Annotated in this window: 25 protein-coding genes, 3 pseudogenes and 1 riboswitch; of the genes and pseudogenes, 9 read left to right on the plus strand and 19 right to left on the minus strand. The window is 36.5% G+C overall.

Going from position 1 to position 26,536, the window contains the following annotated elements; translation table 11 throughout:
* Window positions 1–48: 48 nt before the first annotated feature.
* Together SRT_RS07390 and SRT_RS07395 are read right to left on the minus strand one after the other, a co-directional pair.
* Window positions 49–1,407 (minus strand): UDP-N-acetylmuramoyl-tripeptide--D-alanyl-D-alanine ligase, encoded by a 1,359-nt coding sequence (locus SRT_RS07390; protein WP_128833615.1) that lies wholly within the window; start codon window positions 1,405–1,407, stop codon window positions 49–51.
* A gap of 77 nt (window positions 1,408–1,484) precedes the next feature.
* Window positions 1,485–2,435, minus strand: a complete 951-nt coding sequence (locus SRT_RS07395; protein WP_128834057.1) for a bile acid:sodium symporter family protein — start codon at window positions 2,433–2,435, stop codon at window positions 1,485–1,487.
* Between the two features lie 201 nt (window positions 2,436–2,636).
* Window positions 2,637–2,727: riboswitch (THF riboswitch) on the plus strand.
* Between the two features lie 54 nt (window positions 2,728–2,781).
* Here SRT_RS07395 and SRT_RS07400 point away from each other — a divergent pair.
* Window positions 2,782–3,243: a folate family ECF transporter S component gene (locus SRT_RS07400; protein ID WP_223213936.1), complete on the plus strand. Its 462-nt coding sequence runs from the start codon at window positions 2,782–2,784 to the stop codon at window positions 3,241–3,243.
* Window positions 3,244–3,514: 271 nt separating this feature from the next.
* On the opposite strand, the gene SRT_RS07405 is transcribed toward SRT_RS07400, so the two are convergent.
* The 5 genes from SRT_RS07405 to SRT_RS07425 form a co-directional block, all read right to left on the minus strand.
* Window positions 3,515–4,564 (minus strand): D-alanine--D-alanine ligase, encoded by a 1,050-nt coding sequence (locus SRT_RS07405; protein ID WP_128833616.1) that lies wholly within the window; start codon window positions 4,562–4,564, stop codon window positions 3,515–3,517.
* A gap of 209 nt (window positions 4,565–4,773) precedes the next feature.
* A complete protein-coding gene (gene recR / locus SRT_RS07410; protein WP_128833617.1) occupies window positions 4,774–5,373 on the minus strand; it encodes a recombination mediator RecR in 600 nt (199 codons plus the stop codon).
* Window positions 5,374–5,384: 11 nt separating this feature from the next.
* Window positions 5,385–7,463, minus strand: coding sequence for a penicillin-binding protein PBP2B (gene pbp2b, locus SRT_RS07415; protein ID WP_128833618.1), 2,079 nt, complete (start codon window positions 7,461–7,463; stop codon window positions 5,385–5,387).
* A 256-nt stretch (window positions 7,464–7,719) separates the two neighbouring features.
* A complete protein-coding gene (locus SRT_RS07420; RefSeq protein ID WP_128833619.1) occupies window positions 7,720–8,412 on the minus strand; it encodes a phosphoglycerate mutase in 693 nt (230 codons plus the stop codon).
* Between the two features lie 611 nt (window positions 8,413–9,023).
* Window positions 9,024–9,296: a bacteriocin gene (locus SRT_RS07425; protein ID WP_128833620.1), complete on the minus strand. Its 273-nt coding sequence runs from the start codon at window positions 9,294–9,296 to the stop codon at window positions 9,024–9,026.
* Between the two features lie 289 nt (window positions 9,297–9,585).
* On the opposite strand from SRT_RS07425, the pseudogene SRT_RS07430 reads away from it, so the two are divergent.
* Window positions 9,586–10,520: pseudogene (locus tag SRT_RS07430) on the plus strand (dihydroorotate oxidase).
* Window positions 10,521–10,582: 62 nt separating this feature from the next.
* On the opposite strand, the gene SRT_RS10430 reads toward SRT_RS07430, so the two are convergent.
* Together SRT_RS10430 and SRT_RS07440 are read right to left on the minus strand one after the other, a co-directional pair.
* Complete coding sequence (locus tag SRT_RS10430) at window positions 10,583–10,738, minus strand: hypothetical protein (protein ID WP_128833621.1); 156 nt, start codon at window positions 10,736–10,738, stop codon at window positions 10,583–10,585.
* A 61-nt stretch (window positions 10,739–10,799) separates the two neighbouring features.
* Window positions 10,800–11,276 carry a Fur family transcriptional regulator gene (locus tag SRT_RS07440; RefSeq protein WP_128833622.1) on the minus strand — a complete coding sequence of 159 codons (477 nt, stop codon included), beginning with the start codon at window positions 11,274–11,276 and terminating at the stop codon, window positions 10,800–10,802.
* A 261-nt stretch (window positions 11,277–11,537) separates the two neighbouring features.
* On the opposite strand from SRT_RS07440, the gene SRT_RS07445 reads away from it, so the two are divergent.
* The 3 genes and pseudogenes from SRT_RS07445 to SRT_RS10435 form a co-directional block, all read left to right on the plus strand.
* Window positions 11,538–12,179 carry a TetR/AcrR family transcriptional regulator gene (locus tag SRT_RS07445; RefSeq protein WP_128833623.1) on the plus strand — a complete coding sequence of 214 codons (642 nt, stop codon included), beginning with the start codon at window positions 11,538–11,540 and terminating at the stop codon, window positions 12,177–12,179.
* Between the two features lie 6 nt (window positions 12,180–12,185).
* The gene (locus tag SRT_RS07450; RefSeq protein WP_128833624.1) at window positions 12,186–13,304 is read left to right on the plus strand and encodes an Acg family FMN-binding oxidoreductase; all 1,119 of its coding nucleotides are present in this window, start codon (window positions 12,186–12,188) and stop codon (window positions 13,302–13,304) included.
* A gap of 219 nt (window positions 13,305–13,523) precedes the next feature.
* Window positions 13,524–13,631, plus strand: a pseudogene (locus tag SRT_RS10435) (IS3 family transposase); the annotation flags it as partial.
* A 113-nt stretch (window positions 13,632–13,744) separates the two neighbouring features.
* Here SRT_RS10435 and hbs read toward each other — a convergent pair.
* From hbs to xseA, 10 genes and pseudogenes are all read right to left on the minus strand, one after another.
* Window positions 13,745–14,020 (minus strand): non-specific DNA-binding protein Hbs, encoded by a 276-nt coding sequence (gene hbs, locus SRT_RS07460; protein WP_002262099.1) that lies wholly within the window; start codon window positions 14,018–14,020, stop codon window positions 13,745–13,747.
* A 77-nt stretch (window positions 14,021–14,097) separates the two neighbouring features.
* A pseudogene (locus SRT_RS07465) lies at window positions 14,098–14,714 on the minus strand (YpmS family protein).
* Window positions 14,689–15,546, minus strand: coding sequence for an SGNH/GDSL hydrolase family protein (locus tag SRT_RS07470; protein WP_128833626.1), 858 nt, complete (start codon window positions 15,544–15,546; stop codon window positions 14,689–14,691). Before SRT_RS07470 ends, SRT_RS07465 begins: the two are co-directional and overlap by 26 nt.
* Window positions 15,539–16,378, minus strand: coding sequence for a fatty acid kinase binding subunit FakB (gene fakB / locus SRT_RS07475; RefSeq protein ID WP_128833627.1), 840 nt, complete (start codon window positions 16,376–16,378; stop codon window positions 15,539–15,541). Before fakB ends, SRT_RS07470 begins: the two co-directional genes overlap by 8 nt.
* A gap of 227 nt (window positions 16,379–16,605) precedes the next feature.
* Entirely contained in the window at window positions 16,606–18,264 is a 1,659-nt protein-coding gene (gene recN, locus SRT_RS07480; protein WP_128833628.1) for a DNA repair protein RecN, read from the minus strand.
* A gap of 17 nt (window positions 18,265–18,281) precedes the next feature.
* The gene (locus SRT_RS07485) at window positions 18,282–18,746 is read right to left on the minus strand and encodes an arginine repressor (protein WP_128833629.1); all 465 of its coding nucleotides are present in this window, start codon (window positions 18,744–18,746) and stop codon (window positions 18,282–18,284) included.
* Window positions 18,747–18,750: 4 nt separating this feature from the next.
* Complete coding sequence (locus SRT_RS07490) at window positions 18,751–19,560, minus strand: TlyA family RNA methyltransferase (RefSeq protein WP_128833630.1); 810 nt, start codon at window positions 19,558–19,560, stop codon at window positions 18,751–18,753.
* On the minus strand, window positions 19,553–20,422 hold the full coding sequence (locus tag SRT_RS07495) for a polyprenyl synthetase family protein (protein WP_128833631.1): 870 nt from the start codon (window positions 20,420–20,422) through the stop codon (window positions 19,553–19,555). Before SRT_RS07495 ends, SRT_RS07490 begins: the two co-directional genes overlap by 8 nt.
* Window positions 20,419–20,640, minus strand: a complete 222-nt coding sequence (locus SRT_RS07500; protein WP_128833632.1) for an exodeoxyribonuclease VII small subunit — start codon at window positions 20,638–20,640, stop codon at window positions 20,419–20,421. The genes SRT_RS07495 and SRT_RS07500 overlap by 4 nt, the downstream gene beginning before the upstream one ends.
* Window positions 20,615–21,958, minus strand: coding sequence for an exodeoxyribonuclease VII large subunit (gene xseA / locus SRT_RS07505; protein WP_128833633.1), 1,344 nt, complete (start codon window positions 21,956–21,958; stop codon window positions 20,615–20,617). Before xseA ends, SRT_RS07500 begins: the two co-directional genes overlap by 26 nt.
* Window positions 21,959–22,394: 436 nt before the next feature.
* Here xseA and lytS point away from each other — a divergent pair, with 436 nt between their 5' ends.
* From lytS to lrgB, 4 genes are all read left to right on the plus strand, one after another.
* Entirely contained in the window at window positions 22,395–24,137 is a 1,743-nt protein-coding gene (gene lytS / locus SRT_RS07510) for a two-component system sensor histidine kinase LytS (protein WP_128833634.1), read from the plus strand.
* A complete protein-coding gene (gene lytR, locus SRT_RS07515; RefSeq protein ID WP_128833635.1) occupies window positions 24,118–24,852 on the plus strand; it encodes a two-component system response regulator LytR in 735 nt (244 codons plus the stop codon). Before lytS ends, lytR begins: the two co-directional genes overlap by 20 nt.
* Before the next feature lie 174 nt (window positions 24,853–25,026).
* Complete coding sequence (gene lrgA, locus SRT_RS07520; RefSeq protein ID WP_128833636.1) at window positions 25,027–25,494, plus strand: holin-like protein LrgA; 468 nt, start codon at window positions 25,027–25,029, stop codon at window positions 25,492–25,494.
* Between the two features lies 1 nt (window position 25,495).
* Window positions 25,496–26,227 (plus strand): antiholin-like protein LrgB, encoded by a 732-nt coding sequence (lrgB, locus tag SRT_RS07525; RefSeq protein WP_128833637.1) that lies wholly within the window; start codon window positions 25,496–25,498, stop codon window positions 26,225–26,227.
* The last annotated feature ends 309 nt before the right edge of the window (window positions 26,228–26,536 follow it).

The following is a 26,536-nucleotide window of genomic DNA, read 5'->3' on the forward strand; positions in this document are numbered from 1 at the left end:
CAGATAGATTAGGAACAATCATCAAAGAGAAAGAAAAGATTTTGCTTTTCACTTCTCCAAGCACTCCACAACTTGAGTTAATTTCATGGAATTTGAACCCTTTAGGAGTATTTGATCATTAGGGCCTAATACTTTTTGAATTTGCTCAGTGAGGTCATCTACCTGATCAGCTTGAGCAAGGTAGTGCCACTTATCTGTTGGATAGACCTTAGCGACTTCATCTGCTAGAGCTTGCATTAGTGGTCCAAAAAGAAAGACATAATCTATCACTGCAGGATCTAGACTTTTAATCATAGCTGCATGTAAGGCTAACTCACTGTCTCCTAATTCTTTCATATCAGCTAGAACAGCAATTTTCTTGCCGCCATCATTTGCTGGAATGCTGGAAAATGTCTCCAAAATAAGCTTCATGGCTGTTGGATTAGCATTATAAACATCAGATAAGATATCTGCACCATTAGCTGCTTTTTTCCATTCAGTCCGATTACGGGTTAGATTGAGCTGAGCCAGTGCAGAGATAATCTTTTCTTCAGAGACATTAAGCAGTTTTCCAACATAGCTAGCAATCATGGCATTGGTAGCATTATATTTACCAGTTACTGGCAATTTAATCTCATTATCTAGGAAATTCGTTTTAAAGTTCAGATAGTTTTTATGCTCTTCTAATTCGGTCACAAAAATATCTTCATCAGCTCCAAAACGAATAACCTTTTGCTTTTCTGGTAAAAATGAATTAATGATTTTATCCGCTGGTGCAATAAGAATCCCATGACCATCCATTCCTTGAGTAATTTGCATTTTTCCTTCAGCAATTTTCTCACGGCTGCCAAAGAACTCTAAATGAGCTTCACCAATCAAGGTGACAACAGAGATGTGGGGATGGGCAAGATTAGACAAAAGGGCAATATCACCAAGATGATCCTGACCCATTTCAAGTACAATTTTTTCAGTATCATCAGGCATGTGTAAAACCGTATAAGGCAGACCAATTTCATTATTATAATTACCTTGTGTCTTGTAAGTCTTGTAAGTAGTTGCTAAAATAGCTGCTATCATGTCCTTTGTGGTCGTTTTTCCGTTAGAGCCTGTTATAGCAATAACATCAACCCGCATTTTCTCCAAATAGTATTGCGCCAAATCCTGAAAAGCTTTCAAGCAATCGACAACTAAAATATAGGGATAATTACTGGTTATGTTTTTTTCAGAAAAAGTAGCAACAGCACCATTTGCAAAAGCAGTACCAATAAACTCATGGCCATCACGTGCACCCTGCAGTGGTAAAAATAAATCACCTGTCTTTATCTGGCGGCTGTCAAATTCAATAGCATTGATGGTAAGATCTTCAAAAAGACTGACATCATTTTGAGCACCTACAACCGAGGCTATCTCTTGTAAAGTTAACTTCATTTTGCTTCTCCTAAAAAATAAAAAGAGCTTTTCGCTCTTTTATTATAACATAAACAAATTAGAGATTCTCAGCGGATTTACTTTCTTTCTGTTAAATGAGATTGTGAATGATTTTTCCACCAAGATGATAGAATGGAACCAGAAATATTATGCCAAATCGAAAAAATAGTTGAAGGAATAGCTGCTTGCGGAACAAAATATTTCATGGCAAGTGTTGCCCCCAAGCTAGAGTCTTGCATACCAACCTCAAAAGTAATAGCCTTTTGCTGTGGTTCTTCTAAATGCAATAATTTGGCAAAAGCATACCCCAGACTATATCCACACAGGTTATGAAGCATAACAACCGGAATCACTAAGGCTGTAGCTGCTGTGAAAATATTGGCATGATTAGCTGAAACAACAGCACCAATAATCAAAAGAATAGCGACCTGTGAGATCAAGGGCATTAGCTTAATGATAGCAGCGATTTTCTTGCCAAAAAGGGTATGAATCAGCACCCCTAAAATGATGGGAACAACAACAATTCGTAAAGTAGATAAAAAGAGGCTGAGCGCTGGCACTGCAATATATTGCCCAGCCAAAACAGATAAGAGCAAAGGCAGCATTACAGGTGCCAGCAAAGTCGATAAGATTTCAATAGATACGTCCAAAGCCACATCCCCACCAGATAGGAAAGCCATAACACTAGACGATGTTCCACTAGGACAAGAACCAACTAAAATGACTCCTGCTGCTGTTGCACCCTTCAAATGAAAAATCAAGCAGAGCAGCCATGCCAAACTAGGCATGATAACATAGTGAGCGACTGTCCCCAAAGCAACGGGCACTGGACGTTTGGAGATTCTTACAAAATCTTCAGTAGTCAAGGTTAGCCCCATTCCGAACAAAATAATACCTAACAAGTAAGACGTATTGGGAATAACCCAGCTACTAGCTGTGGGCAAAAAGTAATTAAAAACGGCCCAGATAACGACAACAAGTGTAAACCATTTACTAAGTTTTTTTGAAAATTGAGTTAAACTTTCCATCATTGCCTCCTAAAATAATAAAAAGAGAGATCTACTAACCAAAAGGCTAGGGGAGAAAATAAGATTTTCACCTTTTAAACTTCATTATACGCTTAATTTTTGAATTTTCAATATATTTGCAAAAACTATTTCCTGAATTTTCAAAATTTTTCTAGCCATCATTAAAATTTGTGATAAAATAAAAGAGCAAAGCCTGCTTTGCACAGAGTAGATGATTCGCGTTAAGTGTGTGTGAATGGGATGTCGTCACACAACGAAGCTATAAGCGCGGTGAATCATTGCATCCGCTGTTCTCAAGCTCTACCAGCTTGATTAAACAGCTCCATTTTACATTAAGGAGCCAAAAATGAATACTATGTTTAAATCACCTAAGCTTAGTCCGCAGCGCTTGGTCACTTTGGCCATGTTGATTGCCTTAGCTTTTGCGATTGGAAAATTTTCCATTCCCATTATTCCCCAACAACTGATTATCAGCCCAACTTTCATTGTTAATGTGATGATTGGTATGATTGGCGGACCAATCTGGTCCTTTATTAGCCTAGCGATTTTGGATGTGGTGGATAACTTATCTAGTGGTGCAGGTAACTTTATCATCTGGTGGACACTACTAAAAGCCATTCAGGGATTTTTTTATGGACTTTTCTTTTATCAAAAATCACTAAACTGGGCAAATAAAAAGACTGGCTGCACGTTACTATGGCTACAGCAGTCATTATGCTTATCGGAAGCTTTATCTTCACTCCATTGCTCATCCAGATTTACTATGGTGTCCCATTTTGGGCACAATTTGCAGCAGGGCGTTGGTTAAAAATCTTTGAAATTCCCGTTTGGATCCTAGTCACTATGGCAATTGTGCCTCAGTTGCAGCGGATTCCAGAATTACGAAAACTTGCAAATTTTTAAATGGTCAATCAGAGAGACATCCCTCTCTGATTTTTTGTAGCCCATAAAGCAACATTTTCAGACCATAAAAATCAAATATAGACAAGTTTACGCTTTGCAAAAAGCAAGAAAAAAGACCCTAGCTTCATATCTATTCTTCTTAAAGAACAAGATATGAAGCAAGAGCTTTATTATCTTTAAATCAAATGGCCTTCACGTTTGACAAACATTTCTTTAGCAAGACTAACTAATTCTTCAATCAAATCTGAATAAGACAGCCCCATATTTTCCCAAAGAAGGGGATACATAGACCATTGCGTAAAGCCGGGCATAGTGTTGAGTTCATTCAAATAAACTTTCCCATCCTCTGTTAGGAAGAAATCACAGCGAGAAAGCCCACAGCAGCCCAAAGTTCGAAAAGCTATTGCAGCATACTCCCGCATTTTTTCAGTGATAACAGGATCTATTTCTGCCGGAATAGCCATGGTGATCTTATTATCAATATACTTGGCTTCATAATCATAAAAGGCCACATCTTTGACAACCTCTCCCGGTAAAGTTGTTTTAACATCAGTATTTCCTAAAATACCAACCTCAATCTCACGTGCATCCACACCTTGTTCAATTAAAACACGACTGTCATATTTCAAAGCAAGTGCAATAGCTTGTTTTAAGTCAGTGCGATTTTCCGCTTTAGAAATACCAACACTAGAACCCATATTGGCTGGTTTAACAAATACAGGATAAATCAATCTTTCTTCAACTTCTGCCAACTTGCTTTCTAAAGGCTCGCCTTCAACAAGAGCAACATAAGCTACTTGAGGAATAGTAGCCGTACTTTCTAAAACTTGCTTTGTTGTAATCTTATCCATAGCTACACTAGATGACAGAATATTGGTTCCCACATAAGGCATTTTTAAAACTTCAAGAAAGCCCTGAATAGAACCATCCTCTCCCATAGGTCCATGAAGGACAGGAAAAACAACTGCTCCTTCCTCATAAATATCACTTGGCTTAATCTTTTGAGAAGCAATAATCGTGTCATTTGTCATCAGTTTGTCGGTTTCTGATGGTTGGCTGTCAAACTCCTGTGTTTTGATAAATTCACCCGCTTGCGTAATGAAATAAGTTTTGACTAAAAAGTTGTCATAATTTATGGCCCGCATGACACTCTCAGCTGAGAGCACAGAAACATCACGTTCTGCAGAACGACCACCATATAATAAAACAAGCGTTTCTTTAGACATAAGATTCCTTTTCTATTCTAATAATTCTTAATAATCATATCACAAATAGGAAGCATTTTCAAAAAATATTGGAAAGATATGCTGCAGACTAGAGTTTACAAGAAATATCATGTTTTCCCAATTCAACGAAAAACCAATTGGAAATATCGGCCAATTGGTTTTTTATAGAAAAATAAATACCAAAAGAAGAGGTATGCAATGCCACTCCTTTATAACTCTGTCCTGTTTTCAATTGCTCGAAGCAGAGTTACTTCATCAGCATACTCAATGTCAGAACCAACAGCAAGCCCACGCGCTAAACGTGTAACTGTAATACCAGCAGGTTTGAGAACTCTGGAAATATACATAGCCGTTGCTTCTCCATCTGCTGTGGCATTAGTTGCGATAATGACTTCATGAATATCACTATTATCGCGTAGGCGTGTCAGAAGACTTTTCAAATTAATATCATCAGGACCAATACCATTCATGGGAGAAATCAGACCGTGTAAAACATGATAAAGACCATGATATTCCTGAATTTTTTCCATTGCAGAAACATCCTTACTATCTTCAACTACTAAAACAGTCGAGCGGTCTCTGCTTTCATCTGTACAAATATTGCAAGGATCATCATCTGTCAGATTGCCACAAACAGAACAGTAGGTCAATTCTCGTTTAGCAGCTAGAAGATTTTTAGCAAAGTTATTAACGTCTTCATCATTCATACCAATCGTATAAAAAGCCAAGCGAGTCGCTGTTTTGATACCAATACCCGGTAATTTTGTGAAACTCTCAATAAGTTTGGCAATAGGTGTTGGGTAGAGCATTCTTTTTTTCCTCACTGATTCATTGGATACATCTTTTGATAAAGATTGATAATATCCCTCGTAATAGCATGGCTAGTGGTTCCATGAAGGTCTGTCTCATGTGGCAAGACAACAGCTACAGCAATTTGAGGATTACTGCTTGGTGCATAGGCAACAACGTTTAAATTGGATGTATAAACAGACTTACCATCATCTCCTGTCACGTAAGCTTCGGCTGTCCCTGTTTTTGCCGAAATGGGAACACTTGCCCCTTTTGCAAGAGTCTTCCCTGTTGCATAACTACCACCGTTAACAACATTATAGAAACCTTCCTTGATAATCCCCATGTCATCGCTAGAGATAGAAACATTATTTAAAACTTTGGTGTCAATAGATTGAACAAGATTTCCTAAACCGCCTGTTTTATTATTATCATAGATACCTTCAACCAAATGAGGAGCAATACGTTTGCCGCCATTTGCGACAGCAGCAGCATATTGTGCCAGCTGCATAGTCGTATAGTTATCAAACTGCCCAAATGATTCTGTTAAAACATTAGAAGGATCATAATGTTCTGGCGTATAGCCCTTTGACTCTCCCGGGAGGTCAATTCCCGTTGAGACACCCAAACCATATTGAGCATAAGTAGCTCTTAATTTCTCCATAGCTTCCTTATAGCCATCTGTTGATAAGGTCATACCACTATGATAATCTTGTCCCATTAATTTTAAAGCCAATTGAACCATATAAGTATTAGAAGAATACTCTAAGGATTGACTTGCTGTAAGCGGAGTTGAACCATTGGTAAACCAAGAGTTAATAGGGCTTGAACCCGCAAATTGAATAGGCTGGTCATTGAGTACTTGATTGCCTGATAAAACACCATTTCCCCAACCAGCTGTCAAAGTCGCCCCTTTAACAACGGAACCCGGAGTAAAGACTTCAGTAACTGCTCCAAGAGCATTAGAAGATACTTCGCCCGTTTTAAGGTCATGTTCCAAACCAGCCATAGAAAGAACTGCCCCTGTGTTCGGGTTAAGAACAACAGCATAAACGCCTTCAGAATACTTGGTATTTCCAGATGCTAATTCAGAATTAAAATATTGGTTAAGAATTTGTTCAACACCTTTTTGAAATTCAAGATCAAGGGTTAACTTCAGATTTTTTCCTTTAGTTCCTTTGGCAGTGGTCTTATCACTGATAATTTTACCTTCTTTGTTAACCTTGATTGCTTGAACAGTACGACTGCCTTGCAAATCATTTTCATATTGCTTTTCAAGGTAGGATGTCCCAACGCGGTCATTCAGAGAATAGCCTTTTTTAACATAGTTATTGGCTTCTTCAGCAGGCAGACCGGTTTTTTGACTGGAAACTTTACCGATAATAGAAGTAATAGAATTTTTATCTGTTTTACGTTCCCAGTCAGTCTTAACAGAAATTCCCTTTAAATCTGATTTGCTTGTAGCCAATACTGCAATTTGCTCAGCTGTTAAATCTCCTGTTGTTAATGAAGCTGTATTAAAAACAGAAGTTGCATTCATCTGGCTGAAAATATGAATGATTTTTTTCTCATCTTCAGAATAATCAATAGCACTGTTTGGAACTGCTTTAACAGCATTTGCATAGATCTTCGATTCCGTTAGGTTATTTCCAAAGTTATCATATTTTTTATTATTTGGTAATTTTTTAACGATTTTTTGATAATTTTTTGGATCTGCCAGATAGTAATCCTTCTTCTGACGTTTGGTTACCTTAGACTCAGTTAAAGTCACCATATCTGCTAACTTTTTTGCATTTGCTTTAATATCCTTGGCAGTCATGGTATTGCTTCTTGTAAAGGCAACAACCTCTTTAACCTCGTTTTCCACTAAAGCCACCCCTTTAGCATCATAAATTTGTCCGCGAGGGCTGGAGGTCTTTATAGTATATGTTGTTGACTCTGTCAATTTAGATTTGTAAAACTTTGCATCATAAAGCTGCATCTGAGCTAACCTCAAAAGCAAAATAGTAAACAAAGCGACAATCAAAAAAAATAGGAGATTAATTCTATTTGAAATTAAGGTAAACGTTTTAGATTGACCCTTTTTAGATTTATTTTTTTGGGATACCATTTTTCCTCCTATTTATGAAACTATGTCTTTTATTTTATCACAATTTAAATAAAAACTTATGATATTTTCGTCAAATCTGTGCAAAAATTAACAAAATATTATGAAAACAAGAAAAAAGAGGTCGAGATAACAAAATCCTAACCTCTCAAATCACTATTATCAAAGAAGAAAATAGGAGAAAACCAGCTCTTAATCCTTGATTATTCCAATTTCTTCTATAACCAAACAAATAAGACTTTTAAACAATTGTTATTTCTTATTTACCAAGATAGTATTCAGCAGTGACATTCAAGTTTTCGTCAAATTCAAAAACTAATGGTGGGAAGTTTGGAATTTCAACACCCATAATGTCATCATCTGACAATTGTTTGATATGTTTTACAAGAGCACGGATAGAGTTACCATGTGCTCCAACAAATACATTTTTTCCATCTTTAAGAGCTGGAGCAATTTTATCTTCCCAGTATGGAAGAGCACGTTCCAAGGTGACTTTTAAGTTTTCTGCATCTGGAATAACCGTATCATCAAGGTTTGCATAACGACGGTCAGTGTGTGCTGAGTATGGATCGTCTTTAGCCATAGCTGGCGGCAATACATCATATGAGCGACGCCAAATGTGAACTTGTTCGTCTCCAAATTTTTCCGCAGCTTCCGCTTTATTTTTACCAGTCAAGCCACCATAGTGACGTTCATTCAAACGCCATGACTTTTCAACTGGGACCCAAAGTTGATCAGAATATTCAAGCGCCAAATTAGTTGTCTTGATTGCACGTGTCAAAACTGATGTGAAAGCAATATCAAATTTGATGTCTGCTTCTTTAATGAGTTTGCCGGCATCAATTGCTTGTTGCGTTCCTTCTTCTGAAAGGTCAACATCAGCCCAGCCAGTAAAAAGGTTAGCCTTGTTCCATTCTGATTCACCATGACGAGCAAATACTAATTTTACCATTAAAATTCTCCTTTTATTCTTGACGACAGGTCAAATAGTTTACTGTTTTATTTTACAAAAATATCATGAAAAAATCTACTAAATTTTCTAAAAAGATTGAAATCTCCTGTTTCAAAAGCAAAAGTCCAAAGTTCTAAAATGAAGTTAGCCACTTGGGTATATGAAAAAACACCTCAGAGAGATATAAAAGAAGATTTCAGAAAATTACCCCGGCATTGTGACGGAAGCGGGGCGATTTAAAGATTCAAGGGAGATTATTTTCTTCTCTTAAGAAAGAAAATAATCTTTACTGTATAAATTAAGATTAATATTATATACTCTCAATCACAATTAAACTTACGGACAGTCGCCTTATGAAATCGTTAGGTACAAGGATAGTGGTAAATGTTAGCCCAACTAGTATAGTTAATGAATAGTTATCTAATAGCTTAATTATTATCACCTATTACTTTTTAAGTATATTACAATAACAAAAAGAGATTGCAATATTAGCAAAGTAAATATAATTAACTTGGCGTCATTGTTGGGAATCAATACACACAATAAAGCTAGGAGCATATAACTTAAAAATATATAGCGCCGATATTTCTCTAAAAACATAAGCAATCCTATTAAATCAATGGTCCACATTTATCATAACTTAATCCGGCCATCATACAGGCAAAGCCAGTACTCGCACCTACAGCTCCCGCTCCAGACACTGTCCCAAAGATAGGCACAGTTACCGTACCAAGCCCTGCACCTACAGCCGCTCCGCCAATGAATCCAAAAGTAGCTCCCGCAAGGCCAAGTAACAAGCCTCCCCCTTCAGCATCTGAAAGAACAGCCATATCTGCTACCTCAAAGTTGTCAAGGGCCATTGAATCCAAAGTTACCGTATTCATAAAAATCCCCTTATCTAAGCTTCTATCAGCTTGCAGCAAGCTCTTAAAGCGTTAATTTAGTATTTAAAAATCATTTTAGCATTTAATGTTTCTGAATCAAGACTATTCGACTGAATTTAACATAACTGTATATTTCATAAAAAAACGTAAATTACCCGAAAAAATATAGTAATAAAAAGAAGTCGACACCAATAAGAAAGCCATAAAATCATAAGAAGATTCTTAAATAAGCTTGCAGCGGCCCCTATCTAGTGTTACAATAGAAAAAATTTATTATTTTGGAGGTCACATGGTTTCAACTCATACAACAATTGGCTCTTTTGACTTTGATAATTGTCTCATGAATGCTGCAGGGGTTTACTGCATGACACGTGACGAATTAGCGGCTATTGATCATTCGGAAGCAGGTTCTTTTGTTACCAAGACTGGTACACTAGAAGAACGTGCAGGCAATCCTCAACCCCGCTATGCTGACACAAAATTAGGCTCTATTAATTCAATGGGCTTGCCTAATCTAGGTATTAGCTATTACTTAGACTATGTCACAGAATTACAAAAACAGCCCGATAGCAAAAATCACTTTTTATCCCTAGTTGGCATGTCACCAGAAGAAACCCATACCATTCTTAAGATGGTTGAAGCCAGCGAATATCAAGGTTTAGTGGAACTCAATCTTTCCTGTCCAAATGTTCCCGGTAAACCACAAATTGCCTATGATTTTGAAACAACGAACCAAATCCTTTCAGAAGTTTTCTCTTACTTCACTAAACCACTAGGTATCAAGTTACCACCTTATTTTGACATTGTACATTTTGATCAAGCAGCTGCTATTTTCAATAAATATCCTCTGACATTTGTTAATTGTATTAATTCTATTGGAAACGGCTTAGTTATTGAAGATGAAACGGTCGTTATTAAACCAAAAATGGCTTTGGAGGCATCGGTGGGGATTACGTCAAACCAACAGCGCTGGCTAATGTCCATGCTTTTTACAAACGGCTTAATCCATCTATTCAAATTATCGGAACCGGCGGTGTCAAAACAGGTCGCGATGCTTTCGAGCATATTCTCTGTGGTGCCAGCATGGTTCAAATCGGGACAGCTCTTCATCAAGAAGGCCCTCAAATTTTCAAACGCATTACTAAAGAGTTAAAAGCCATCATGACAGAAAAAGGTTATGAAACTTTGGAAGACTTTCGTGGCAAGCTGAAGGCTATGGCTTAAAGAAATCTTTTTATTTCTGTATACAAAAAGGCCTGACTGAGAATCTCCTCAGTCAGGCCTTTTTAAAAATCAAAGCCATCTTTTTGATCTTCCTTGTGATCATACTCCTCAATTTCTTTTGGAGGCATCGGCTTTGGCTTCATTATTTTACTTACCCAAATAATACTAATGATTTTAACAATAGAAAACACCATTAAAACAATGATAATAAATTTCATTTCATGACTCACCTCCTAGTTCCTCATATGATAAGTTTTCTCTCTCTAATCAACAAGCAAATTAATCAGCTTTTTTTGTTTTCTTGCTTTGACAGTCTGGACAAATACCATAAATCAAAAGCTGCGCTCTCGTAATCACATAATTTGTCTGCTTGTATGCTTCTTGCTTGATATGAGAAATATCAGTGTCTACAAAATCAGTAATCTTACCACAAAACTCACAAACAACATGCAAATGCTGATGCCCCATAAAATCAAAATAAGCTGTATTATCATTGCTTAGCTTTAATTCAACAACAAAGCCTTCATCAATCAGGACTTTCAAATTATTATAGACCGTTGCTAAACTCATACTTGGATACTGAGGAAGAAGATCCTTATGAATTTGTTCTGCACTCGGATGGTGATGGGAGTTAATCATGTAAGCAATAACAGCTTCCCGTGTTTTAGTAATACGAATATGCTTTTCTTTTAAATGCGTTAATACATGATCATAAACATCCTTATTCGGATCATTATTATGAGAATGCAGACTCATTTTTGACTCCTTCGTTATTCTTTTTTTCTATTATACACTATTTTTTAAAGATACAGGAAAATCAGTGCCTAGCATCATCAAGCAGCCTTTACTTTCCCTAAATGATAAAAAATATGCCAAAAACTATCTATCAATTTTAACTCTAAAAATCATTCAAACAATCCTAAGATAATTAATTCAAAGAAGTTTAAAATTGACAAAAAAAGAAATATACTATAATTAATTAAACTAATAGTTTAATTAATTATAGGAGGATCTCTTATGGCGAGACGAAAAAAAGAACCTGCTCGTATTCATCGTAAAAATATTTCAGATGCTGCTAACACACTCTTTATCAGTAAAGGTATTACTGATACAACAATGGATAATATTGCTAAATTAGCTGGATATAGTAAAGCAACTTTATATGTTTATTTTGAAAATAAAGAAGAAATCTTTTTCTCATTAGTTTATAAACATGCCAAATGGCTTTACGAGACTATGGAAAAAATTATTCAGATTCAACCAAGCACTCAAGAAGAGTGGCAGAAAAATTATTTAAAAATTTGTTTTGCATTGCAAAAACTATGTGAAAACTATCCAATATATTTTGACGGAATGATTGGTAATATCAATGTTGATATTACCTCTAAAGAAACACCTCAAGTATATAGAGATATTTACCAATTAGGGTTAGATATAAATCAGTTAATTAACAAACTTATTGAAGATGGTGTTCACTTAAATTATCTTCAGACAGAATTAGATTTTAACCAATCAACTCTTTTTTTCTGGAGTGCACTATCGGGTATCATTCGTATGGCAGAAAACAAAAAAGAATATTATCGCTTACTTGGTCTTGATAACAAAACCTTTTTAGAAGAAGAATTTCTAACTTTATTAGCATGTTACAAGAAAGGATAAAAGAACATGAAGAAAAAAGTTATTATTACAACAATAGCAGCCTTTTTATTTATTCTTTTTAGTGTAGGAGCCATTATTTTTACTATTGGAAAAACCGCTAATACCCAAACTAATATTCAATTAGAAAGAACTTCATCAGACATCGAACACGCGTTATACTATGCTTCTTTCGCAGCTAATTCTCATAATACTCAGAGTTGGAAAGTTAATTTAGATCCTAAGCAAAAGAGATTAGGGGTTTTTCTAAATAATAAGCGTTCTTTAAATGTCGTTGACCCAAATAATCGAGAACTTTATATTTCAATTGGTTGTTATATTCAATCTCTAAAAAAATCATTCGAAGCTTATGGATATAATGTTAGCATTTCTAATATTGCTCCTTCTAAAGAAAACAAATATCAAGTTGTATTGATAAATTATCAAAAAATAAAAAATAATAAAATTAACAATAAACAATTGGATATCATCCAAAAACGTCATACTGATAAAAGAAAATTCCAGAAAAAACCAATTAATAGAACAGTCGTTTCAAGTTTAATTAAAAAATATGATAATGTTTACTACTATGCTAAGGGAAGTAAAATATTTAAATATCTACAAAAAGGGAGTCTCGCGGCTGCTGCTAAACAGTATAAAAGTCAAGATTTTTTAAAAGAACAGGGAAAATGGTTGCGTTTTTCTAATCAGGAAGCTGAGAAAAAACAAGATGGTATCTCTGGTGATATGTTAGGGTTAAATCCTATAATTAAAACCTTTTATTATCTAACAAGTAATCATAAGAATGCCACGAGTAATAATTTTGTCAAACAGAGTAAGAACACTTTAATTAATCAAGTAGAGAACTGCGCAGGTTTTTTTGTAATTACAGGTGAACAGAATATTTCTAAATGGATTGCTGTTGGTGAAAAATCGCAAGCTTTCTGGTATGATTGTGTTAGAAATAACATTGCAGTTCAACCGATTAGTGCCATGATTGAAATTCCCTCCTATAATCAAAAGTTGCAGCAAAATTTAGGTAAATCACAACCTGTTCAATTAATTCTACGAGTAGGTTATGTTAACAGTTATGGTAAAAATGTTGGTCCTCGTCGAAATTTAAAAGATTATATTACTGTGAAAAAATAATCTGCTATTATTATAACTTAGCTATATGACACAGCTAGAACGGGAAGTAGCAAACAAGTATTATGGTAGCACTCACTGTAAAAGAAAACATGCTAATAGAACATTAAAAAGACCATAACAAACTGACCTGCACCCTAAAAGTTGGACAGAAAATCTAACGATAGGGGTGTTTTTTGATGAAATTAACATATATGAAAAGACTTTCAAATGCGCGACCAACTTGAAAAAGCCATCACCAACTTCATTTTTTACTACAATAATAAACGAATCAAGACAAAATTAAAAGGACTCAGCCCTGTGCAATACAGGACTAAATCCTTTCAATAATTTCTTGTCCAACTTTTTGGGGCCAGTACATAATCTATGGCCTTTTTAGTTGAAACGTTTGTACACTCTAAAATCTAAAGATTAAATTTTAGAAACGTACATTTGCTGAAATCTTATTTTACAGCGTCTTTAAGAGCTTTACCAGCCTTGAATGCTGGAACTTTAGAAGCTTTGATTTTGATTTCTTCACCTGTTTGAGGGTTGCGACCTTTGCGTGCTGCACGTTCGCGAACTTCAAAGTTACCAAAACCAATAAGTTGTACTTTTTCACCTTTTGCAAGGTAAGATGATACTGCTGAGAAGACAGCGTCTACTGCTGCAGCTGAATCTTTCTTAGTCAATTCAGTAGCTTCTGCTACTTTTGCAATCAAATCTTGTTTGTTAGCCATTTAACAAATCCTCCAATATTTTTATAAGCCTTTATAGGCTTTAACAGGTTCTATCTTACCTAAAAAACTTAGATAGGTCAAGTATTTAATGCCATTTTAACGTTTTTCTTTAAAATATCAAAGTTTATTTCATCACTAACCAAATTTATAGCTGTTGACTTTAAATAAATGCCTGCATCATTATCTATTTTTTGCAAATTGATATTAACAACAGACTTCTCTGGAATGATATCAACAAAATTTGGCAGTTTGTAACTTGATTTAATATAACTAAGAACCTCTGATGCTGGCAGAGGAAGATTGCCTACTGAAAAGGAAGCCACTTTAAGCTGGACAGCTCCGCTTTTTAATTGATAAGGTTCAAAATAGATATAAAGAGGTACGTTATAACCTAGAAGTTTATAAGTCCCTTGAAATTCAATGTTTGTTGAAGTTAGTTGAACACTGTAGGTCATACCCTTAGACTGATAATCATTCAAATAACTTGCCAAGGTCTGATTTAATTGTTCTTTGGTTGTCGTAATTGTTCCAACCTTAACAGGATTTCTTACAGTTTGACTTGTTGTTGTATTAGAATGGTAGCCGCTCAAAACACGACTAATAATCACTCCCCAAAAAGCAATATTAAGGGCCAATAGAAGCAGAAAAGCCCATTTCCACCAATTTTTTTATTTCCAGTTCTTCTTTGTTTCACTAATTTTCTCCATTATTGCTTTTGACATGATTTGATAACCAATATTATTGGGATGGAAACGATCTCCTTCAGAAAGAGCATCATTGGTTACTTCTCCTGACTCCGCCTCACTATCAGATGTTCCAACAGCCTTTTGCTCCCCATTAACACCTTTATAAAGTAAATCATTTATGGGAACAAAATAAACATTTTTATACTCTGCAACAACCTTTTGCGTTCCTTTATTCCAATTGTCAATAATATCCTGCATTTGCGTCATATTAGGGAAATTTAAATAATAAGGATTGTAAATACCAATGATATAAATGGGTAAATTCTTATTCTTTCTTCTAGCAACCTGAATAATTTTTCGCAAATGCTTCTGATAAGTTTTAGCTGGCCGCTTAAAAGAAGATACTTTTAAGTTTGTTAATCCCTTTCGAACAACAGTCATAACATCATTTCCACCGACTGTTAAGGTCATTAAATTAGCCTTGTTCAAACTTTTTTGAATTTTTCTCTCTTTTCGCATCCGTATCAAAATTTGCTGGCTTGTATTGCCTGAAACACCATAATTACTGCTTAAAACATTATAGTGATAATTCGATTTCAACTCTTGCGATAAAAGGGGAATAAAACCGCCTTGATCAGTTGTGTCACCAACGCCTTGTGTTAAAGAATCACCGATAGCAATATAGTGAAAAAATGTCGCTTTGGATTTGTTTAATGAAGATTTCTGACCGCTATTTTTAAAAGATAACTTCGCTGTTGGAATGAAAAAATAAAATAATAAGCTAAAAATAAGAAGGTTTGCAAGAAAGAAAGCAGGTCCTTTAGGAATTTTTTTACTCATAATGCACCATTACTGCAAAAGCACCTTCACCTGTATGAGTCTGAATAATTGAGCCCGTTTCTAAAACAGCAATATCTTTCTCAACATAAGCCTGCAATTTGTCTCTAAGACCATTAGCAAAATCTGAAGCCCCAGCATAGGAAATACCGATCTCAGCAATTTTGCGGTCTTTGATAGTCACAATCAAATTATCCAGCCATTTGTTAAACGTTTTATTACCGCGTCCCTTTGCAATAGGATTAAGAGCATGGTTTTTCAGTTCCATAACAACTCTGATATTGAGAAGAGAACTGATTAAGCCTGTCACACGGCCAATTCGTCCACCCTTAACCAGATTTTCTAAGGTTGAGACACCAATAAAAAGTTCGGTTTTCTTTTTTACTTTTTCAACCCTTGCCAAAATTTCTTCTAGACTGCTACCCTTTTGAGCTAGCTTAGCAGCCGCAATAACTTGAAATTTCATGGCTTGATCTGTAAAGGCAGAATCTAGTACAGTGACATCTGCTCCAGCAATATTAGCTCCCTGACGTGAGGCCTCAACTGTTCCAGATAAAGAATGGGTAATATGAATAGCAACAATTTGTTCCGCCCCCTCTTTAATAAGCTTTTCATAAGTTTCTGCGAACAGACCAACAGGTGGTTGGCTTGTTTTAGGGAGTGACTTACTGTTTCGCATTAAAGAAAGAAATTTCCCATCTTCCTTAAGATCGTTATCAGAATAAACAATGCCATCAACCATAACGGTTAAAGGAACAACAGTGATATCCAATGCCTCAATTAAATCGGGCTCGATTGTAATAGAAGAATCAGTTACAATTTTAATTTTACTCATTTCCTATCCTGCTTCATTTTCTTTTCTAAATTATATTAGTATTGTTATTATACCAAATAATCAAGATTTAGGGAAAATTTTAAAAGACAGAAAGGATTAAAATCACTTTGCTGTTAAACTTTAAGATAGTTAAAAATAGTTCTTCTACTAGAAGTAATAGTCTAAATTAAAGCAAAAAGATTGAAGTAAGAGCATATTTATTAAAATACTTTCTATACCCCAATCTCTTATTTTTTTAATAGTTCTTTAGCTTGCTGGCGCGCAGCTTGGGTCACATTATCCCCTGCCAACATCTTAGCGATTTCTTCAATTCTTTCCTCCTGATTTAAAAGGCGAACCGTTGAGACAGTTGTGGCTTTGCTGCTTTGTTTTTCAATAAAGTACTGATAATCACTGATGGCAATGACTTGCGGGAGATGGGAGATAGCTAAAACTTGACCGTGACTGCCTATTTTGTAAATTTTTTGGGCAATGGCCTGCGCGACACGTCCTGAAACACCTGTATCGACTTCATCAAAAACAATGCTGGTCTTATCTTCACGACGTGAAAAAGCTGACTTAATGGCTAACATGAGACGAGATAGCTCTCCGCCAGAAGCGACTTTGACCAAAGGCTTAAAGTCTTCACCAGGATTGGTTGAAATATGAAAAACAACTGTTTCATTTCCCTCGCGATTAAATTTTCCTTTAGCAAAAACAACTTTAAAATCAGCCTTATCCATATAGAGATCTTTAAGCTCTTGCTTTATCTCTTGAGACAAAGCGTCTGCAATGCTATGGCGTTGTTGACTTAATTGAGCTGCTGCTTCCAATAATGAGTGTTCTAATGTTTTAAGTTCTTTTTCCATATCATCAAAAGCGAGGTCATTTCCCGTCAAATGATTGTATTCCTTACTGATATTGTCTAAATAAGCCAAGACATCATCAACTGAGCCACCATACTTACGCGTGATGGTGTTGATAACATCAAGACGCGCTTCAAGTTTAACCAAAGCATTGGCATCAAAATCCATATGATCCAGTATGGTCTCTAGACGTTTGCTAACATCTTCTAAAATATAGTAAGATTCACTGAGATTATTGGACAAATCCTTGTACTCAGCATCATATTCTTCCAAACTCTGTAAATCATTCATAGCTGAACGAACATTGGTTAAGCTCGAAAAATCTTCATTATCAAGCAAAACATAAGCATTGGTTAAGGTATCAACAATAAACTTATGATTCATAAGTTTATCACGTTGTTTTAAGAGCTTGGTATCTTCACCAGATTGTAAGTCTGCTGCTTCAATCTCTCCTATCTGATACTCCAACATTTCAATACGTGCTTGATGTTCCTGCTCATTCTTACGTTTATTCAAGACGCGCTTACGTAAGTCCCGATAGCGGTCAAATAAGTCCTGATAATGCTGCTTGCTTACCTGAAACGCCTCATCACCAAATTCATCCAACAATTGAATATGCTTTTGCGGCCGCATCAGTTCTTCTTGATCATGCTGTCCATGAATATCAACTAAATACTGCCCAACGGCACGCAGAGTTGCCAGATTAACCATTTGACCATTGATACGACTAATGCTGCGCCCATTTTGTAAAATCTCACGGCGAATGATTAGTTCATCTGAAAAAGTAATTCCCTGATCAGACAGTAACTGCTCTAAAGAGGGATTTTTATCCACAGAGAAAAATCCCTCAATTTCTGCTTTAGGACTGCCATGGCGAATGACATCTATGCTGGCTCTGCTGCCTAGCATCATATTCATGGCATCAATGATAATAGACTTCCCTGCACCTGTTTCACCGGTCAGAACAGTCATTCCCCTTTCAAAATTGAGTGAGATTTCTTCAATAATAGCAAAATTTTTAATGGCAATTTCTAAAAGCATACCCACTCCTTATCGATCTAATTGGCCATCCAAGATTTGATTTCTCGACGAATCTTATCACTATCTTTAGCATTTTTAGTAATCAAAAGCAAGCTGTCATCATCTGCCAGCAAACTAAAAATCATTCCTTTAAATCTCTCTAGTAAAAAACGTTTCAATAAATAGCTATTTCCAGGAACAACATCAATATGAATGAGATGCTCTAAGCCTGCTATCTGATCTGAAACAGCCTTGATTGCTGTCTCAGCTGGTTTTGGTGTTGACACCTCTTTTTTGCTTATCTCTTTAGAAAGGCCATAAATATAGCGCCCATTTGAAGCTGGTACTTTAATGATACCGACCTCATTAATATCACGGGAAATTGTCGCTTGCGTTGCTTGTAAGCCTTCGTTCTCTAAAAGTTTGACCAATTCTTTTTGTGTTTCAATTTCATTTTCTAAAACAATTTTTTTAATTAATTCTAATCGTTCACTTTTCTTCATTTTTTTAAAATTCCTTATGTGCTTGTTCAATAATTGATTTAATCTTAGCCAAGACTTGATTTTGGGCTTGAGAGGACTTTTCTAAATATGCTAAAAATTCAATATTGCCATGACCACCCTGAATGGGAGAAAAATCAAGTCCTTTAACTGTGAATCCGTAATTCGTCGCAAAAGTTGTCACTGTCTTCAAAACAGTTTCGTGGACTGACTTGTCCTTAACAATACCGTGCTTACCAATATGTTCACGGCCTGCCTCAAATTGCGGTTTAATTAAAGCAACAACTTGACCACCATCAGCTAAAATCTTAGCTAAGGCTGGTAATATTAAATTGAGTGAAATAAAACTCACATCAATGGTAGCAAAAGTTGGCCGTCCTCGATCAAAATCTTCACGTTTTGCATAGCGGAAATTATACTGTTCCATACTGCAAACGCGCCCATCTTGACGTAATTTCCACACCAATTGATTGGTTCCAACATCAACGGCATAAACCAATTGAGCACCATTTTGCAGCATAACATCTGTAAAACCACCCGTTGAAGCGCCAATGTCCAAAGTTATCTGTCTATCTACTGAAATGGCAAAAACTTTTAATGCCTTTTCCAATTTTAAACCGCCGCGGCTGACATACTTTAATTTATCTCCCTTTAATTTTAACTCAGTCGCTTCATCAATTTTCTCGCCGGGTTTATCATAACGTTCTCCATTGATGACATTGACAACCAAACCTGCCATAACACCTCGCCTGGCTTGTTCTCTTGTGTCAAAAAGTCCTTGTTTATAGGCTAGAACATCCACTCTTTCCTTAGGCATGAAGACGCAACCTTTCTATTATTGTTCCAATTCCAGCAGCATTAAATTGCTCTTCTAAAGCTAAATTTTGGAAAATAGCCTGCGCTTGGTTGAGAGAATCTTCCAAAATGGCATAGGACTTGTCCAAGCCCAAGAGACTGGGATAGGTTGATTTATCAGCTTCGATATCCTTTTGTGGGGTCTTACCAAGTTCTGAAAAACTAGCTGTTACATCTAAAATATCATCACGTACTTGAAAAGCCAAACCAACTAATTCACCCGCCTGACGGAGCCGAGCAAGGGATTTTTCTGATAGCTCTGCTATGATTCCCGCGGCCACAAAAGGAAAAGTCAAGAGTTTTCCTGTTTTATTGGCATGAATGTGAGCTAATTGGTCTAAATCAAGTTGAACATGTTCGCCCTTAATATCCAACATTTGTCCACCGACCATACCATAGCTTCCTGCAGCATCTGACAATTCTGCCACTAATTTTATCTTGATATCAGCCCTTAAGTCCGCCTTAGCCAGCAAACCAAAAGGGTCTAGAAAAAGACTGTCACCTGCTAAGATGGCTGCTGCTTCACCAAATTTCTTATGATTAGTCAGCTGTCCCCGCCTATAATCATCATTATCCATAGCAGGCAGGTCATCATGAATGAGACTGCCGGTATGAATCATCTCTAGACTTGCTGCCACCTGATAGTGAGCTTCTGTAAGTACCAAACCAAAGCCTTGCAAGATTTCCAATAGTAAGAGAGGCCGAATCCGTTTACCGCCTGCATCAACAGAGTACAAGACCGCTTCAACCAAATCCTGAGACACATGAGTTTGCGCATAATAATGCTTAATAGCTTGATTAATGGATTTAATCTTATTTTTCACAACTCGTCCATTTCTGCTTCACTGCCATCAGCCTGCATGACTTTGACCAAGGTCTTCTCAGCAGACTCCAAGGTTTTCTGTAAGTCTTTAGAAAGCACCATTCCTTTTTGGAATTGAGCAATAGCTTCTTCGAGAGGAACTTCGCCATTTTCTAACTGGTTCACAATTTCTTCTAAATCCTGTAAATTTTCTTCAAATGTTTTCTTCTTGTTTGACATTTTCTACCTCCACTTGGATCTGCCCATCTTTCATTTCAAGATGCAAGTGATCTCCTTTTTTGATCTGTTGGGTTGATTGAATAATGTGATTATCTTTTTGAACAATAGCATAGCCACGCGCCACAATCCGAGTCGTATCCAGTGACAAAAGCGCATCTTGCGCTTTTTCAAAACGGGCTAATTTACTATCATATTGACTGCTCATATGGCTCAACAATAAACGCTGATCTTGCTTTAATTGTGCTTGATAGCGCTGAATACACCCCGATAAATTAAGGGACAACAATCTTTGTCTGAGCAAATGTTCCTTACTATCATAAACATCATAAACCTGCCGCACCTTGGTCAACAAACGCGTTCTTAAATGATCCAATTTTTGAACATAAGCATCATAGAGTCTTTCAGGCTGTCTGAAAATAACTGAGCTTTGCAGTTTCTTAACTTGTTCATCCTTTTGTCTAATCAGACGCATAACAGCCTGATAAGATCTCATCTGTCTTTCTTGAAGAAAAGCTAATAAATCAGCCTTGGTCACAGGTGTTGCCAATTCAGCTGCTGCCGTTGGCGTTGCTGCTCTGCGATCTGCCGCAAAATCAGCCAAAGTTGTATCCGTCTCATGTCCAACACTAGAAATAATGGGCAGATACGATTCAAAAATGGCCTGCACGACAATTTCCTCATTAAAAGCCCAGAGATCTTCAATAGAACCACCGCCACGACCGACAATGAGCAGGTCTAAATCAGTACGTTCATTAGCCAAACGAATGTTGTCAGCCACTTCTTGTGCTGCCCCTTCACCTTGAACCTTGGTTGGAAAAAGTAAAATATCTACACCAGGAAAACGACGCGAGACTGTTGTGATAATATCCCTAATAACTGCCCCACTAGGACTGGTGACAACACCAATCTTTTTAACAAACTGCGACAGTCTTTGTTTATGCCTATCGTCAAAATAGCCAGCCTCAGCCAGTTTTTTCTTAAGTTGTTCAAACTGAATAGCCAGTGCACCGATACCATCTGGCTCTGCTTTTTCAATGATGATAGAATAAGAACCACTGGGTTCATAAAGCTGCACACGGCCAATGACATTGATTTTCATGCCTTCTTCAAGCTCAAAGCCCAATTTCCTATAAATACCGCTCCACATGGTTGCCTGAATGACAGCTTTCTCATCTTTAAGAGAAAAATACTGATGATTGGGGCGTCTTCTGAAATTAGAAACCTGACCTGTCAGATAAACCCGTTCCAAATAAGGATCACGATCAAATTTTAATTTCAAATACTTGGTTAAAGAAGATACTGATAAATAATCTGACATAAATCTCATCTAAAGACAAAGGAAAACGTTATTCTTGGAATCTTGTTCTAAATTCTAAAACAATGACCGTTTTTCTTGATTTTTTATCTGTCTTTATCTTGGCTCCTTTTCCGTTAATATAGCTGTCATTATTATACCAAAAAATGAAAATTTATACTTCCTTTTGAAATGGAAAAATGGAGAGGCAGTTCACTTTTTTCCTCATAAGAATGGAAAATAACAGAAAAATCTAAATTGATGATATATACAACCTAACCTTTTCATGACAACCTCACCAGTAGCTTTTAAAAATAAGCAAGCTTGAAAATCTAAAATAAAACGTTTACAATAGAAAATTAGAAACAGACGTCATCAAAAAAGTGCTTTGAAAAAGAGCTCTTTTTCGACTAATAAGTAACTGTCCATATTAGGTGTCAAATAATAGGGGAAGCACAATATGTTAATGATATTATTATTTCAGAGACTTGGTATTATCATGATTCTGGCATTTTTACTAGTCAATAACAGCTATTTTCGACAGTTGATTGAAGAACGTTCTAAGCGTGAAAAGCTGGTTCTTATTATCATTTTTGGCATTTTCGTCATTATTTCCAATATGACAGGAATTGAAATCACTAGCGATAAAAGTTTGGTGGAACGTCCTATTCTAACGACTATTTCTCATTCAGATTCTCTGGCTAATACGAGAACTTTGGTTATTACAACAGCTAGTTTAGTGGGGGGCCCTTTGGTCGGAACTGTTGTAGGTTTCATTGGTGGTGTCCATCGTTTCTTCCAAGGGAATTTTTCTGGTGCATTTTACATTATCAGTTCTGCCTTGGTAGGATATATTAGTGGCCAACTAGGTGATCAATTAAAGACTAATAACCTTTATCCATCTACTTCTCAGGTCATTGTCATCAGCATTGTTGCTGAAAGTATTCAAATGCTCTTTGTCGGCTTCTTTACTGGCTGGGATTTGGTTAAACTGATTTTCATTCCTATGATGTTGCTTAACAGTCTAGGTTCGACCTTATTCCTAGCTATTCTCAAGACCTACTTATCCAATGAAAGACAGCTGAGAGCCGTTCAAACTCGGGACGTTTTAGATTTGACACAGCAAACCCTGCCTTATTTAAGACAGGGACTGAGTCAGCAATCAGCTACTAAAGTGTGTAATATCATTAAGCAGCATACTAATTTTGATGCCGTTGGTCTGACTGATCGAACCAATGTCCTAGCTCATATCGGCGTTGGTCAAGATCATCATATTGCCGGACAAGCGGTCAAAACGGATCTCTCAAAAAGTGTTATTTTAAACGGTCAGCCACAAATTGCCTTAGACAAAACAGCCATTGCCTGTCCAGACCAAAGCTGTCTCCTCAATTCAGCCATCGTCGTTCCGCTCAAGATCAATGATGAGACGGTTGGGGCCTTAAAAATGTATTTTTCTGGTGATAAGAAGATGACTGAAGTTGAAGAAAATCTTGCCCTAGGTCTCTCACAAATTTTTTCTGGACAATTGGCCACCGGTATTGCCGAAGAACAAAATAAGTTGGCTAATATTGCTGAAATCAAGGCCTTGCAGTCTCAGATTAATCCCCATTTCTTCTTCAATGCCATAAACACTATCAGTGCCTTGATCCGCATTGATGCCAACAAAGCCCGATATGCTCTCATGCAATTAAGTACTTTTTTCCGAACCAGTTTACAAGGCGGACAAGATAGAGAAATCACTTTAGAACAGGAAAAAGCGCACGTTGATGCTTATATGAATCTTGAAAAGCTGCGCTTTCCTGATAAATACCAACTGGATTATCATATTACTGTTTCGACTAAAATGACCCTGCCTCCTTTTGGTTTGCAGGTTTTGGTTGAGAATGCGATACGCCATGCTTTTAAAGAACGCAAAAAAGACAATCATATTCGCATTTCCATAACAGATCAGGGAGAGTTTTACAAGGTTGCCGTTAGCGATAATGGTCAGGGTATTTCTCCTAATATGATTGACAAATTAGGACAGGAAACCGTATCTGAAAGCAAGGGAACAGGAACAGCCCTTGTTAATTTAAACAATCGCCTAAATTTACTTTATGGCAGTGCCAGTCAGTTACACTTTGACAGTACAGATCAAGGAACAACCGTCTGGTATGAGATTCCTTATCAAAAAGGAGATAAAGATGAACATTTTAATTCTTGATGATGAAATGTTGGCAAGACAGGAATTAACTTTTTTAATTCAGCAGAGCAAGGAACTTGATCATCCTGATATTTTTGAAGCTGAAGATATTAGTAGTGCTGAAAAAATTCTCTTTCGCCAGCAGATTGATTTAATTTTTCTTGATATTTCACTCAGCGAGGAAAATGGTTTTACCTTGGCCAACCAATTAGATCAATTGGCACATCCGCCACTTGTTGTCTTTGCGACAGCCTATGATCATTATGCCGTTAAAGCTTTTGAAAGCAATGCTGCTGACTATATTTTGAAGCCCTTCGAGCAGGAGCGTGTGGATAAAGCTCTGGCTAAAGTTAAGAAAATACAACACTTATCTACAATAGATCAGACAGCCACGACAGAAAAGAAAGGTATGGAATTGTTAACACTGACTTTAGCAGATAGAAGCATTGTCCTTAAGATGCCAGATATTGTGGCCGCTAGCATTGAAGATGGGGAACTGACTGTCAGTACCAAAAGCACAAGCTACACTATCAAGAAAACATTGAATTGGTTTAAAACTCGCGCCAAGACCAATTATTTTCTGCAGATTCATCGCAATACGGTTGTTAATCTGGAAATGATTCAGGAAATTCAGCCTTGGTTTAACCATACACTCTTACTGGTGATGGTCAATGGTGAAAAATTCCCAGTCGGCCGTTCCTATATGAAAGAGTTGAATGCTCATTTGACCTTATAAATGAATTAATTTCATTAACCCCTCAAAATTTTCATTTAATGATTTTACATTGGCGTTAAGAAGTTGGATATTGCAATTCAGCTTCTTTTTTTGCAACCGGGGATAATTTTGAAAACGTTTTACATAAAATGAGCTACAATAACGTTGTCAAGAAAGGAAGGAGTCGTTCGTATTATGAAACACACTAGTAAAGTAACACAATCAAAATCAGCACCTATGTTTATTCAAATGTCTATCTATGCTGCTATTCTGCTCGTTTCTCAGCTTATTTCAGAATTATTGCCTAAAGCCTTGCCAATTCCAACCACCGTTATTGGCTTAATTCTCATGTATGTCCTCTTGTGCAGCCACATCATCAAAGTTGAATGGGTTGATTCCTTAGGCTCCTTATTAATTAGTATGATTGGCTTTATGTTTGTCCCATCAGGTATTTCCCTAGCAGCTAATTTAAATATTCTCAAAGCTGAAGGATTGCAGTTGGTCGCTGTTATTAGCCTATCGACCATTCTCATGCTAGTCATTGTCACCTATACCACTTCTATCATTCTATCTATCAAAAAGGTGAATGTGGCAAGTCTTTGGGAAAAATGGACTGCTCATAGCTTTGAAAAGAAATTTAGCAAGAAAGTAGAGGGAAAATAAGATGGAACTGTTAAAATCACCTATTTTTGGCATTTGTTTTTCATTAATCCTTTATACTATTGGACAAGCTGTGTTTAGAAAAAGCAAAGGTTTCTTTCTCTTACAACCTCTTTTCTTCGCTATGGTTGCAGGCATTATCGTACTTGTTTTATTGGCGAAAGGATTGGGAACTGATGTTAAAAGCTTATATACTCAGGCTTATAAACCCGGCGGCGATTTGATTTTCTGGTTTCTCAATCCCGCAACCATTGCCTTTGCCGTTCCACTTTATAAGAAAAATGATGTTGTCAAAAAATATTGGAAGGAAATTATCAGCAGTTTGATTATCGGTATGATCGTTTCCTTAGTCATCATTGTTGCTATTTCAAAAGCTACTGGTTTAAGCCAAGCTAGCACTGCTTCTATGCTGCCGCAAGCAGCAACAACCGCCATCGCTCTTCCTATTGTTCACGCTATCGGCGGCAATACTGCCATCACTGCTATGGCTTGTATCTTAAACGCCGTTATCATCTATGCTTTAGGTAAAAAATTAGTCGCTTTCTTCCACCTCAATAAGAGTGAAATCGGTGTCGGCTTAGGTTTAGGAACATCGGGACATACGGTCGGTGCAGCCTTTGCCCTAGAACTAGGAGAATTACAAGGCGCCATGGCTGCCATCGCAGTCGTTGTTATCGGCCTCGTCGTTGACTTGATTATTCCCGTCTTTAGCTACATGATAGGATTAGTGCACTAAAAATTAAAACTGCTATCGATAAGACAAAAGCCTCTCATGAAATTTTTCGTGAAAGGCTTTTTAAAAGTAGGGGGATAAAAGGAAAATAAAAAAATTCATTTAATTAATAAAATTCTACCTCACAGGTTTGTCAATTAACCTTATAAATCGTATTCAGCAAAGACCTCTTTAGCATCTATCATATTGCCATCTAAAATATCTTGATATCCTTTATCCAATTTAGCTTTTAAGCTTGATAGGTATACTTCTTGTTCTGAAGATTTAATAGGTGAGGAAAGCAATTCATCAAATTTAAAATATCGTTTAATA

This window comes from Streptococcus troglodytae, from assembly GCF_002355215.1.
In the GTDB taxonomy this organism is placed as follows: Bacteria; Bacillota; Bacilli; order Lactobacillales; family Streptococcaceae; genus Streptococcus; species Streptococcus troglodytae.